The 12,452-nt window shown below is 65.9% G+C and carries 14 protein-coding genes; 11 read left to right on the top strand and 3 right to left on the bottom strand.

Annotated elements, in window-relative coordinates:
• From AB1446_07175 to AB1446_07160, 4 genes are all read left to right on the top strand, one after another.
• Positions 1–269 (top strand): hypothetical protein (locus AB1446_07175; protein ID MEW6546681.1); only part of this gene is annotated, 269 nt, incomplete at its 5' end.
• A 508-nt stretch (positions 270–777) separates the two neighbouring features.
• Positions 778–2,049 (top strand): pilus assembly protein PilM, encoded by a 1,272-nt coding sequence (gene pilM, locus AB1446_07170; GenBank protein ID MEW6546680.1) that lies wholly within the window; start codon positions 778–780, stop codon positions 2,047–2,049.
• Positions 2,046–2,570: a PilN domain-containing protein gene (locus tag AB1446_07165; protein ID MEW6546679.1), complete on the top strand. Its 525-nt coding sequence runs from the start codon at positions 2,046–2,048 to the stop codon at positions 2,568–2,570. The genes pilM and AB1446_07165 overlap by 4 nt, the downstream gene beginning before the upstream one ends.
• Positions 2,567–3,196: a hypothetical protein gene (locus AB1446_07160; protein ID MEW6546678.1), complete on the top strand. Its 630-nt coding sequence runs from the start codon at positions 2,567–2,569 to the stop codon at positions 3,194–3,196. Before AB1446_07165 ends, AB1446_07160 begins: the two co-directional genes overlap by 4 nt.
• 62 nt (positions 3,197–3,258) lie before the next feature.
• Here AB1446_07160 and AB1446_07155 read toward each other — a convergent pair whose 3' ends face one another.
• From AB1446_07155 to AB1446_07145, 3 genes are all read right to left on the bottom strand, one after another.
• Positions 3,259–3,744: a GNAT family protein gene (locus AB1446_07155; protein ID MEW6546677.1), complete on the bottom strand. Its 486-nt coding sequence runs from the start codon at positions 3,742–3,744 to the stop codon at positions 3,259–3,261.
• A gap of 324 nt (positions 3,745–4,068) precedes the next feature.
• Positions 4,069–5,106, bottom strand: coding sequence for a D-alanine--D-alanine ligase (locus AB1446_07150; GenBank protein ID MEW6546676.1), 1,038 nt, complete (start codon positions 5,104–5,106; stop codon positions 4,069–4,071).
• A gap of 167 nt (positions 5,107–5,273) precedes the next feature.
• A complete protein-coding gene (locus AB1446_07145) occupies positions 5,274–6,116 on the bottom strand; it encodes a hypothetical protein (GenBank protein MEW6546675.1) in 843 nt (280 codons plus the stop codon).
• A 222-nt stretch (positions 6,117–6,338) separates the two neighbouring features.
• Between AB1446_07145 and cyoE the strand changes: the two genes are divergently transcribed.
• From cyoE to AB1446_07110, 7 genes are all read left to right on the top strand, one after another.
• Positions 6,339–7,199 carry a heme o synthase gene (cyoE, locus tag AB1446_07140; GenBank protein MEW6546674.1) on the top strand — a complete coding sequence of 287 codons (861 nt, stop codon included), beginning with the start codon at positions 6,339–6,341 and terminating at the stop codon, positions 7,197–7,199.
• A 177-nt stretch (positions 7,200–7,376) separates the two neighbouring features.
• Entirely contained in the window at positions 7,377–7,721 is a 345-nt protein-coding gene (locus AB1446_07135) for a hydrogenase maturation nickel metallochaperone HypA (protein ID MEW6546673.1), read from the top strand.
• The gene (gene hypB / locus AB1446_07130) at positions 7,718–8,392 is read left to right on the top strand and encodes a hydrogenase nickel incorporation protein HypB (protein MEW6546672.1); all 675 of its coding nucleotides are present in this window, start codon (positions 7,718–7,720) and stop codon (positions 8,390–8,392) included. The genes AB1446_07135 and hypB overlap by 4 nt, the downstream gene beginning before the upstream one ends.
• A 3-nt stretch (positions 8,393–8,395) precedes the next feature.
• Positions 8,396–9,073 (top strand): 4Fe-4S dicluster domain-containing protein, encoded by a 678-nt coding sequence (locus AB1446_07125; GenBank protein MEW6546671.1) that lies wholly within the window; start codon positions 8,396–8,398, stop codon positions 9,071–9,073.
• Positions 9,070–9,942, top strand: a complete 873-nt coding sequence (locus AB1446_07120; GenBank protein MEW6546670.1) for a CoB--CoM heterodisulfide reductase iron-sulfur subunit B family protein — start codon at positions 9,070–9,072, stop codon at positions 9,940–9,942. The genes AB1446_07125 and AB1446_07120 overlap by 4 nt, the downstream gene beginning before the upstream one ends.
• Before the next feature lie 13 nt (positions 9,943–9,955).
• The gene (locus AB1446_07115) at positions 9,956–11,893 is read left to right on the top strand and encodes a CoB--CoM heterodisulfide reductase iron-sulfur subunit A family protein (GenBank protein ID MEW6546669.1); all 1,938 of its coding nucleotides are present in this window, start codon (positions 9,956–9,958) and stop codon (positions 11,891–11,893) included.
• Positions 11,890–12,354, top strand: a complete 465-nt coding sequence (locus AB1446_07110; GenBank protein ID MEW6546668.1) for a hydrogenase iron-sulfur subunit — start codon at positions 11,890–11,892, stop codon at positions 12,352–12,354. Before AB1446_07115 ends, AB1446_07110 begins: the two co-directional genes overlap by 4 nt.
• Positions 12,355–12,452: the final 98 nt, after the last annotated feature.

Genomic DNA, 12,452 nt, shown 5'->3' with positions numbered 1-12,452 from the left:
ACCCCAAGGCCCGCCTGGAGATGGTCTATCCCCGGTTCCGGGGCGTGATCCCCCGGCGCAAATGGTCGGGAGTGCTGTTCGCCCGGCCTCTCAACAATGCGCAGCTATCTGCAGGCATTGTTGAGTTTCGAGGAACGGCACCTCCCCCGCCCTATCCGGAGTGGCCGCGTGATCGATGGATGAGCTTAGAGGACACTCTCTACCGTATGAGACGTATTGTGGAGGGGACGCTGGTCAAGGGCGTCAGGCCGCACAATGCAGAACACTGATCGCGATGCCCGGTGGGAGAGGGACGTGAACGCGAGGAAAGAGTCGCGGTTGCGGAAACCGGGGCCGTCCGTTTCGTCGGGCGAGCGCCAGCAAGCCCCGGGGGTCCGCCAGTTTCTCGTCCCCCTGCCGGTTTCCCAGTCGGGCTCAGCAGGGCAACAGGTCGTGCCGGCGTGGCCTCGTCCCGCACGTTCGCCCGCCCGATACGCTCTTTTCCCAGCCGAACTGGTCCTCGAAGGCACCATAGGCAGGAAAGCGGCAACGGATGGCAAGCCATCACCGGTGCTTGCCGCTGTCTCGCTCTTTTCCCGACCACGGGGGCTTTCCCTGAACCTGGCACCTGCCCGTGAGCGCGCGGGAGAGGAACTCCCCGGGGCGGCTCTGCCTGCGCCCGAGCTTACCGCCGAGAGCAGTCCGCCAACAGATGACGGGGCTGGCGGGGAAACTCCCCCGGAGGCCGGCGTCAGTGAGGGTACAGCGGCCGCGCCAGAGGCTGCTCCGACGGCGCCGGTGACGGCAGAGGTAACAGAGGACTTTCCCCCTTCGCCTGAGGCGATCAATGAAGAGGATGACGCGGAGCCGGTGTGCGCCCCCGCGGACGCCCCCGGCCCCGCCCGGGCAGAAGCAGCGGCGGAGGAGAGCACTGCAGCCAGCCGGGACCTGCCTCCCGTCCTGGTGGGTGAGGTGGCAGGGCGGGCCAGGGGGTTCTTGGGTGTCGATATCGGCTCCCGGTGGCTGAAGATAGTGCAGGCCGAACTACACGGTAAGGTGCTCACCATCTGGCGCTACGCCACTTACCCGGTGCCCGAGGGCATCGTGGCAGGGGGCCAGGTCCAGGATCTGCACCGGGTTGCCTCGCTGCTCCGAGAAGCAACGAGCCTCTTCCGGGGGCGCCGGTCGGTGGGCGTAGTTGATGGGCAAAGGGCCATCATGAGGCAGGTGGAACTACCCCTCATGGGCAGGCGCGAACTGGAAGCCATGCTCAGGCTGCAGGGGGATCATTACCTGCCGCTGCCCTGGGCCGACGCCGAGATAGATTTCGCCGTGCTCGGGCAGAGCAGGCAGCAGATGAGGGTATTGCTCGTGGGTGCCCACTCGGACACGGTGCGCGGGCTGGCCCGGGCCATGGAGATGGGAGGCCTGGCACCGGTCGCGCTGGAAACCGACAGCGTGGCCCTGGCCCGCGCCCTGGAAATTGTGGCAGCCGTGAGCCCTGATGCCGCTTCAGGTGGCAGTTCTGTTACAGGCCCCCACAACGGTGCCGGTACGGAGGGCATCCTGACCATCGGCGTGCACCTGGGGGCAATGGGGACGCTCGTGTTTGCGAGCCAGCAGGGCACCCCCCTGCTCGCCCGCACGATTCCACTGGGAGGAGACCACTTCACCAGGGCCCTGGCACGAGATCTGGGGATCGACGAGAATACCGCCGAGGCCTACAAGAGGGCGCGCGGGCTGGAAATCCCCGAACTCAGGCCGGGCGCTGACCGCCTGGCCAGCGAGATCACGAAGACGGTAGAATACTGCCTTGACCAGAGCGAGCGCGGTCTCATGCCGCGCGTGCACCTCACCGGGGGAGGAGCCAGGCTGGTGGGATTCTGCGAGGTCCTGACCTCCTGGCTGGAGCCTACGCTGGCGCGGTGGAGCCGCCTTCCCTCCGGCACCAGGTGGATAGGCGTGGCTCAACTACCCGGAGAGAACGTGAGATGGGCGGTTGACCCGCACGCGTTCGGGCCGGAACACTTCCTGGCTCTGGGTCTGTCCTTGCGGGGGAGCACAGCTTGAACACTATTGACCTGCTGCCGCGGGAAATCAAGGAGCGTGCCCAAAGGCGCAGGAGATTCCTTCTTCTGACCGCGGTCGGGTGCCTGCTTCTTGCCGGCCTTGTACTGGCGCGTGTGGAACTCAGCCACCAGGTGCAGGCCTGGGAGCAGCGAATGGCGCAGGTCGAGGCGGAACGGGCGCGCTTGAGCCGTCTGGCCGAAATGAGAGCTGAGATCACTCGCCTCGAGAAACTGCTGAGTCAGGAGACCACCCCGCCCGCGACAGTCCCTCCCTGGGGAGAGTTGATGTGGTTTCTGGCCCGTGTGACGCCACCCCAGGTTGTTTTGCGGGAACTGCGCTGGGACGGCAATGTCCTGCGCCTCGCCGGTGAGGCCTCCGACCTGGCCGGTACAGCCGCCCTGGTGCGGGCCCTGGAGGAATGCCCCTACCTCAGCCAGGTTTCCGCAGCCGAGGTTACCCGGACCCCAGAGAAAGGCCTGGTGCTCTTCACCATCACCGCCGCGTGGAGGACCGGCCCATGAGACTGAGGCCTCTCACCCCCAGGGAGAAAACGATCGTGGCGGCAGGACTGGTCCTGCTGATCATCGGTGCCCTGGGTGTAAGCCTGTTCCTGCCCGCGGTCACCCGGCTGCAGGCACTCAGGCTCGAGGTCGCGGAGGGAGAGAAAGTGGTGGGGCGACTGCGCGAACTGGAGGGCCAGGAGGCCGCCCTTGAGAAGCGACTCCAGGAGTTGCGGAAAGCAGTCGCCAGCGCAGGAGTGGATCCGGGTACCCCCTTCGATGCGGCCGATGTGGTAATGCTCCTCAAGTCGGCGGAAGATACGTGGAATCTGTCCTTCCTGAAGTTGACCCTCGGGGTCGACGGCAAAGGCGTGCTCACGATACAGGTGAGCGGGACGGGCGGCTACCGGCAGGTGTCCGAATTCCTGCAGGCCCTGCGGGTGTTCCCTCGCACCGCCAGCATGAGCCTCACCACGCTTGGACCAGCAGAGGGCGGCGTCAGTTTTGACCTCCAGGTCGGTTTCCAGCTCAACCCGGGTGCCCCGGCACCGGGCCCCGCGGCTCCCCGGCCGGGCGTCAAGCTGCGCGTGCCCCCGGTGCCGGCGCCTGCAGAGGGGCGGGAGAATCCGTTCTCTTCGAGCCGCTGAAACAGAAGGGCACGAACGTCACCGGTAGCCGGCTCCCCGACCTGCAGACGTCGTGGCTCTTTCTATGTCCCCGTACGCGCGATCTGGGACCGGCCCACCTCCATGAGGAGGAGGTCACGGAATCCCCGATCCTGGCGGGGGCCGGCCCGCAGGATGCCCCGGATGCGGAAACCGCATTTCTGGTAGCAGCGGATGGCGCGCAGGTTATCGGCGTACACCCGCAGATAAACGCGCAGCAGGCGGGTGGAGGAGAATATGTAGGTCAGGTACGTGCACAGGGCATCCGCCCCCATGCCCTGCCCCCAGAAGTCCTTCTCCCCGATGCACATGTGCAATTCGGCTTCCCGCAGCCGCCACGACACGTCTCGCAGTGCCAGGTAACCTATCAGCCGACCGCAAATGGTATTGATAGCCATGCACAGGTACTCCGAGCCCGGCGGGGGAAAGTCCCACGGTCCCACTCCCGTCCCCATCAACCTGGCAGTTTCTGCATCCTGCATCCAAGACGCGACCATCTTCCGGTCCTCATCCCGGAGCGGCCGCAACACCACTTTTTGCCCCCGCCACACCTTCTGCCCCCGCCAGGCCTTTCCTTCCTGCCGGATCGGGCCTCTGGCCCGGCGCGGGCCCTGCTTCCCTTGCTGCGAGCATACTTCCGGTATACCGTGCTGCGTAAGCAACCCTCCCCGCCGTCACACGGCCCCTTGCTTGCCGCCTTCCTATTCGACGCCCGGGGAGTTAACCCTTTATGTAAATCAATCCAGCGCGGACATCCCGGGTGTGAAGATCGGCCCCGACGCTGTGGCATCCACCGTCGGGGCCGCTACCAACCACAACCGGATTACCGTGTCAGCCCGAGCCGGCTAACCGTGTCAGGCGAGCATCCTGCTCTCCACCAGCATCCCGCTGGCCAGGTGACTCATGCCCAGGCGCAACAGGGCCACGTCCAGAATGCCGTTAACCAGTTCCTCGTAAGTCCATCCCTCTGCCGCCGCCGCGCGGGGCAGATCCGAAAACCCCGGGGCCAGACCGGGCAGGGGATTGATCTCCAGTACCTGGGGACGACCGGCAGCGTCCAGCCGCAGGTCCACCCGGGCCACATCGCGGCAACGCAGGGCGCGGAAGGCACGCCGGGCAAGCTCCACCAGTTCCGCCCGCAATGCCTCATCCACGGGGGCAGGACACAGGTAGTACCTGTCGTCGTCCCAGTGTTCCTTGAAATGACGGGAGTACACGGCCCCGTGATCGGCCGGCACCTCATCGTAGTTGATCTCCATGATGGGAAAGGCGTGCAGGCAACGGTTGCCCACCAGGCCGACGGTGAACTCCCGACCGGGGAGGAATTCCTCCACCAGGGCCTCCTGCCGGTAAAGCTCGCGGACCAGGTTCACCTGACGCACCAGGTCAGTCTCGCCGTACACCACTGACCCCGGCCCCACCCCCATGCTGGACCCCTCGTGAGCCGGCTTCACGAACAAGGGAAAGCGCAGGCCGGTGGCGTCTATTGCTTCGTCCGGGGCTATCACGCGGAAGGCCGGTGTCGGTACCCCGTACTGTCCCAGCACCACCTTCGTAAGGGGCTTATCCAAACACAGGGCCAGGCTGAGTACCCCTGAGCCTGTATACGGGATACCCAGCATCTCCAGCAGCGCCGGCACGTGGGACTCCCGGCTCTCCCCCCGCAAACCTTCGGCCAGGTTGAACACCACCTGCGGGCTTTCCTCGCGGATGCGGTCGGGCAGGAACTCGTCCGCTTCCAGGAATACCACCTGGTGTCCTCCCCGGCGGAGCGCGTCTGCCACCGCCATCACCGTAGCAGGAGAATCGTACTCGGCCTGAGCGTCCGGAGGTTCGTCATCCTCGGGGTCTCGGGCCTTCTTCAGGTTGAAGGTGAGGCCAACCCGCGCCATCTCTTCCCTTCCCCTTCCGCTATCCCGCCGCAAAAGGCAAGGAGCCAGAACAGAACGTCCCGGCTCCTTTCATCCCTTCCCTGAACCCGCGAGCCGCAGCGGGATCGCGTCTGTATTGGTTTCGATCCCGATTATACCACGGCCCCACCAGCCGTCAATGCTTTCGGCTAGCGCTCGGTGGCGCGCCGGCGCTCGACCGGTTCACCCATGGGCAGTGGCACGTACTGCACCGAGGGCCTCCTCTGCACGGGCTGTGGGTACAGTTCCATCAACTGGTACACCTCGGGGGGCAGGTCCGTGCAGGCGGGCAAACCCAGTCCCTGCAGGGTTTCACAGGTGATGGGGTAATCGTGGGTCCACCTGCCGTCGGTGAAGATGTCCGCAAGTACCTCGGCCCGTTCCCGATCCATCTTGTCCAGGAGGATGTCCACCACCGTGTCCCTGGTCTGGGCCAGAGCCTTGCGGGCGATGTCGGCCAGGATGAGGGTGCGGTCATCGGCCTTTTCCTTCCCCTTCTGCTCCACCGCCGCCAGGATGGACACGGCCGGGTACTGGCCCACCTGGGGATCCACCGGACCAAGCACCGCATTGGGATCCATGAGGATCTCGTCGGCCGCCAGGGCCAAAAGAGTACCGCCAGACATGGCGTAGTGGGGGATCATCACCGTCACCTTGGCGGGATGGCGGCTCAGGGCGCGGGCGATCTGCTCTGCGGCCAGCACCAGTCCTCCCGGAGTGTGGAGGATGAGGTCGATGGGCACGTCCGGGGGAGTGAGACGGATCGCCCGCAGCACCTGCTCGGAGTCCTCGATATCGATATAGCGGGCCAGGGGGATGCCCAGGAAGCTCACCGCCTCCTGGCGGTGGATGAGGGATATCACCCTGGTCTTCCGCTTCTGTTGCAGCCGGTAGATGGTCTGGGCCCGCACCAGGTCAAGGCGCCGGCGCGACATCACGGGGAGGAGCAGGCCCCATATCAGGAAAAATATCCAGAGCAGATTACCCCACATGGCATCCACATTCCTCGCCCCCTCCGGTCATGGTCTCCTACCAAATATACCATGGATTGCCGCCTTCCAGCTAACCTCACAGGAAGGTTGCCACAGTCCCGGTATCGAAATGATTAAAGTAGCTTCAGCCGTGCGGGATCTCAGGCGACCCGGATCCGTCCGCACGGACATGGGGAAAGCAGATGATCCGGGTCCGCGGGGTAGCAGGGAGGAGTGTCATCGGTGCGTGCTTATCTGGCGGTAACCAAGCCCCGGCTGGTGATCCTCCTGGTATATGTGGCCCTGGTGTCGGGATGGCTCACTTCCCTGGGGGAACCCGCCCCCCGCTACGGGGTGGGACTGCTGCTGGGCGTCCTGGCAGTCACCCTGGCATCCATGGGGGCCAACGCCATAACCTGCTACCTGGACCGGGATCTCGACCGGGTCATGGTGCGCACGATGCACCGCCCCATCCCGCAAGGACGCATCCGGCCGCCCGAAAAAGCCCTGCACCTGGGCCTGGGACTGGCCCTGGCGGGCGTGGCCGCTTCCCTGGCCACCGGCCACCCCTGGAGCACGTTCTGGCTGGTGCTCGGCCTGGTGGACAACATCCTGGTTTACAGCCTGTGGTTGAAGAGACGCAGCATCTGGAACGTCCTGGCCGGTGCTCCCTCGGGAGGGTTCACCGCCCTGGTAGCCTCGAGCGCCATAACAGGCCGTTTCGTCGATCCCGCCGGCCTGCTCCTCTGCGCGCTGGTGGTCGTGTGGACGCCGCTCCACATCTGGAGCCTGGCCCTGAGGTACCGGGACGACTACCGGCGGGCAGGAGTACCGATGCTCCCGGCGGTGTTCTCCGTGGAGGTGAGTTCCCGCTGCCTGGCGGCCGCCAGCTTCCTGCTCCTCGGCTTCTCCGCTCTGCTCATTTCTTCCGTTCGGGTAGGTCTGCCATTCCTGGTGAGCGCGGTGGCGGTACAGGCAGGTCTGCTCGTCCTCGCTCTCGCCGTCATGCTGCGCCCGACGGAAAGGCGGGTGTGGTTGCTCTTCAAGTATTCCAGCCCCTACCTGGCAATCCTGAGCACCCTCCTGGCGTTGGGTTACTTCTGACTACCATCCTGACAGTCAACCCGTGGGCAGGCAACCATGTTAGCGTGATCACATAGTCGCCGGGGGCAGGCCAGGTCCCCGGGCCGGGTTTGTGTCATTTTGTGCAATGAAGCCGCAACGAACTGACAAGGCAATTGCTGTCACCATTTTGTATCATCTTGACGGGCAAGTGAAACCGTGCACGAACTCGCACTGGTAGAAGAAATCCTCAAGGCCTGCCAGCAGGCCGCTGCCTCTCACCGGATGCGCAGAGTAACCGCAGTCCACATCACGGTGGGGGAACTGGCCGCCTGCCAGGACGCCCTGCGCTTTGCCTGGGAGGCGTGCCGGGGGCGCTTCCCGCCCCTCGAGGAAGCCCGGCTCGAAATCCAGGAGGTGCCGGCGCGGTGGGCCTGTCCGCACTGCGGGACCCAGTACCCGGAGCCACTCCCCCGCTGCCCGGGGTGCAGCGCCGGCCACCCCCGCCTGGAAAGTGGCCTGGAGCTGCGGATGGATTACCTGGAAGGAGACGGTTCGCCATGAAAGTGATTCTGGCTAAGGATCTGCTGGCGGCCAGTGACCGGGTGGCGGCAGCCAACCGGGCCTTGTTCCGCCAGCGGGGAGTGCTGGCCCTCAACATCATGGGTTCGCCCGGCGCCGGGAAGACCGCCCTGCTGGAAGCCACTCTGCCCCGCCTCCACCCGCGGTACGGCTGCGCGGTGGTGGAGGGCGACATCGCCACCACCCGGGACGGGGAACGCATCTCCGCCCTGGGCGTACCGGTGGTGCAGCTGAACACCGGCGGAGCCTGCCATTTGGATGCCAGCATGGTGGCCAGGGCCCTCGAGGACCTGCCGGGAGCCGGACGCCTCCTCTTCGTGGAAAACGTGGGCAACCTGGTGTGCCCCGCCGAGTTCGACATCGGGACCGACCGCACCGTGGTTGTGTTCTCGGTCACCGAAGGTCCCGACAAGCCGGAGAAGTACCCCCTGGCTTTCCAGAAAGCCCACGCGGTCATCCTCAACAAGGTGGACCTCCTGCCCCACCTTGACCTCACCCTCGAAGAATTCCAGAAAGTGCTGGAGCAATGTGCACCGGGGGCGACAGTATTCCCGGTTTCCGCTCGTACGGGCGAGGGAGTCGATGCCTGGTGCCAGTGGATCGAGGCACAGTTGGCAGCCCAATACGCGGATCCCCGCCAGAGGGAGGAATGAAGGATGGTGGTAGCCATCGAGCCGGTGGTAACCCAGCGCGAACTGCTCCCCGAGGAAATCCGTAACCCGTATTTCCCCGCGGAAGTCGAGGATATCTCGGGTCAGTCCGTCTGGGCATGCATGCAGTGCGGCACGTGTTCCGGTTCCTGCCAGTTCGCTGAGCAGATGGACTACACCCCGCGCCGCATCATGGAGATGGTGCGCACCGGGCTCAGGGAGCAGGTACTGGCCAGCAAGGCCATCTGGTACTGCGCCTCCTGCTATTCCTGCACGGTGCGGTGCCCGCGGGGGATACAGGTGACCCGGGTGATGATGACCCTGAAGTCCCTGGCCCTGCGGGCTGGCTATGTCAACCCGCGCGAGGACGCCCCCGCCTTCTACGACAGCTTCCTGCGGGTTCTGCGCATGTTCGGGCGGGTACACGAGCCCACCCTGGTCGCCGCCTATGCCCTGCGGACGCGACCCACGCGGGTGCTGGGCATGATGCCCATGGCCCTCGGACTGGTGCGCCGGGGGCGGATGGCACCCCTGCCCGACCGCACCCGCAGTCTCGGCGAGGTGCGGCGGCTCATGGAAGCGGTGGAACGTGTGCGCACGTCCGAGAGCGCGGGCGCCCGCGAGGTGGGCGTGAGGGCACAATCGGAACCGCGGGCCACAGGGCAAGAGGTGGTGGTCAGGTGAACCGGCTGCGCTACGCCTTCTACCCTGGTTGTACGGCTCACGCCTCCGCCCGGGACTACACCCGCTCCACTTACGCCACCTTCCAGGCACTGGGGATCGAACTGGAAGAGGTACCCGACTGGTGCTGCTGCGGTTCCACCGCGGTCTCCAACGTGGACCCCCTGCTGGGGATGGCCCTCTGCGCCCGCAACCTGGCCCTGGCGGAATCCACCGGCCTGGATCTGGCCGTAACCTGCAACGCCTGCTACGCCAACCTGGCCCCCACCCTGGAAGCCTACCGGGAGGAAAGGCGCGTCCGCGACCGCCTTCAGCGTGTGCTGGACGCGGTCGACCGCCACCTGGAAGGGGAGATCGCGGTAAAGCACGGTGTCCACATCCTCACCCGCGACCTGGGACTTCCCCGGGTGGAGGAGCACGTGCGCCGGCCCCTGGACGGCCTCAAGGTGGTCCCCTATTACGGCTGCCTCCTGTCCCGCCCCCGCAATCCGTACGAGGATCCGGAGAACCCCACTTCCCTGGACGAACTGCTCTGCGTCCTGGGGGCAGAGGTACTTCCCTTCGAACGCAAGACCAAGTGCTGCGGCGGCTCCTTCATGAACACCAAAGAGGAGGTTGCCTTGCGCCTCACCTTCGAGATCCTGGAGGAGGCCCGGGAACGCGGTGCTCACGTGATCGTGGCCGCCTGTCCCCTGTGCCAGCTCAATCTGGACGCTTACCGGGCCAAGCTGCGCGCCCGCTTCGGGACCTACCACGACACGCCCGTCCTGTACTTCACCCAGGTGGTAGGCCTGGCCCTGGGACTCGACCGCAATGACCTGGCCATCGGACAGAGCTTCGTGCCCGCCGACCGGGTGCTGGGCCTGAGGTAAAGGAGGTGGCACTTTGGCCAGGATAGGTGTATACGTTTGCCACTGCGGCACCAACATAGCCGGTACGGTGGATGTGGCGGCGGTACGGGAATTCGCCGCTGCCCTCCCCGGCGTGGTGGTGGCACGGGATTACCAGTACATGTGCTCCGATCCGGGCCAGGACCTCATCCGCAAGGACATCACCGACCTGGGCCTGGACCGGGTGGTGGTGGCCTCCTGCTCCCCCCGCATGCACGAACCCACCTTCCGCAGGGCACTGGAGAGCGCGCACCTCAACGGCTACCTGCTGGAGATGGCCAACATCCGGGAGCACTGCTCATGGGTGACGACGGACATGCCCGCCGCCACCCGCAAGGCCAAGGCCCTGGTGGCGGGGGCAGTGCGCCGGGTGGCCCTGCACGAGCCCCTGGAGGAGCGGTACGCCGACGTCACCCCGCAAGCCCTGGTGGTGGGGGGCGGCATCGCCGGCATCGAGGCGGCCCTGAAGATCGCCGATGGCGGCTTCCGGGTCCACCTGGTGGAGAAGGAACCCTCCATTGGTGGCCAGATGGCCAAGCTGGACAAGACCTTCCCCACCCTGGACTGCTCCGCCTGCATCCTCACCCCCAAGATGGTGGCCGTGGCCCAGCACCCCAACATCGTCCTCCATACCTACTCGGAAGTGGAAAAGGTGGACGGGTTCGTGGGAAATTTCCGGGTCACCATCCGCCACAAGGCCCGTTCCGTGGACATGCAAAAGTGCACCGGCTGCGGCACGTGCTGGTCCAAGTGCCCCTACACCGCACCCAACGAATTCGACGAGGGCCTGGGCAAGCGCAAGCTCATCTACATCCCCTTCCCGCAGGCGGTTCCCAACAAGCCCGTCATCGACCGGGAGCGCTGCGTCAGGTTCCAGAGCGGCAAGTGTGGCGCCTGCCAGAAGCTGTGCCCCACCGGGGCCATCGACTTTGGCCAGCAGGACGAATTGGTGGAGGAAACCTTCGGGGCCATCATCGTGGCCACGGGGTACACCCTCTTCGATCCCAGCCGGGGCCCCTGGGGTTACGGCCGCTACCCCAACGTGCTCACCGCCCTCCAGTTCGAGCGCATGATCAACGCTTCCGGGCCCACGGGCGGGCACGTCCAGCTTCAGGACGGCAGCACGCCCCGCGCGGTGGCCATCCTGCACTGCATCGGCAGCCGCGACCAGAACTACCACGAGTACTGCTCCAATGTGTGCTGCATGTACAGCCTTAAGCTGGCCCACCTGGCAAAGGAGAAGACCGGCGCCAACGTATACAACTTCTACATCGACATCCGCGCTTTCGGCAAGGCCTACGAAGAGTTCTACAACCGGGTGCAGAACGAAGGCGTGTACTTCATCCGCGGTAAGGGCGCCGAGGTGGCGAGCAAAGACGGACGGCTGGTGGTGCAGTGCGAGGACACCCTACTGGGCAAGTACCGCGAGATCCCCGTGGACATGGTGATCCTGTCCCCGGCCATGGAGCCGCGGCCCGGGGCCGCCCGCGTAAGCCAGGTTTTCGGCATCCAGCGTTCTCCCGACGGATTCTTCCTGGAGGCCCACGCCAAGCTGGAACCCCTCAAGACCGCCACCGACGGGGTATTCATCGCCGGCGCCTGCCAGGGTCCCAAGGACATCCCCTACGCCGTGGCCCAGGGTGCGGGAGCGGCCGCCGAGGTGCTCAGGTTGCTCTCGGCCGGACGGGTGACCATCTCGCCCGTGGTGGCCCAGGTGGCAGAGGAAATCTGCTCGGGTTGCCGCGCCTGCCTACCCGTGTGCCCGTACAACGCCATCTCCTACCATGAGGGATTCAAGGTGGTCCAGGTCAACGAGGCCCTGTGCAAGGGGTGCGGCACCTGCGTCGCCGCCTGCCCGTCCGGTGCCCTGTCGGTGAGCCACTTCCGGACGCCCCAGGTACTGGCCCAGATCGAGGAGGTGCTCTCGGTATGACGGCCGCAGAGTTCGAGCCCAAGATACTCGGGTTTTTCTGCAACTGGTGCTCCTACGCGGGAGCCGACCTGGCCGGCGTTTCCCGCCTGAAGTACCCGGCCAACCTGCGCATCGTGCGGGTGATGTGCTCGGGCCGCGTGGAACCCACCATGGTGCTCAAGGCGTTCGCCTGCGGGGCGGACGGCGTCCTGGTGGCCGGCTGCCACCCCGGCGACTGCCACTACCAGCAGGGCAACTACAAGACCCTGCGCCGGGTACCCCTCCTGGAGCGCACCCTGGCCCAGTTCGGCATCCACCCCTCCCGCTTCCGCCTGGCCTGGATCTCGGCTAACGAGGGCCAGAAGCTGGTGCAGGTGGTAACGGAAATGGTGGAGGAGATCAAGAAGCTCGGGCCCTTCCCTGGAACCCGTAACCGATTTCCCGAGCTCCCTCTGGCGGCAGGAGGTGAGGGCGGTGAGTGAGCAGAACGCGGTGGACCGGCCCGGGGACGCCGTGGGCGGGACGGGCGGCGAGGCCCGCCCCCGGGAGAAGCTGAAGTTTGCCTTCTGGTGGGCGGCTT

It is taken from the genome of Bacillota bacterium (genome assembly GCA_040757085.1).
Taxonomy (GTDB): domain Bacteria; phylum Bacillota; class Sulfobacillia; order JACIYH01; family JACIYH01; genus JACIYH01.
The sequence above is the reverse complement of the archived record's forward strand: the minus strand, read 5'-3'. Positions and strand labels throughout refer to the sequence as shown.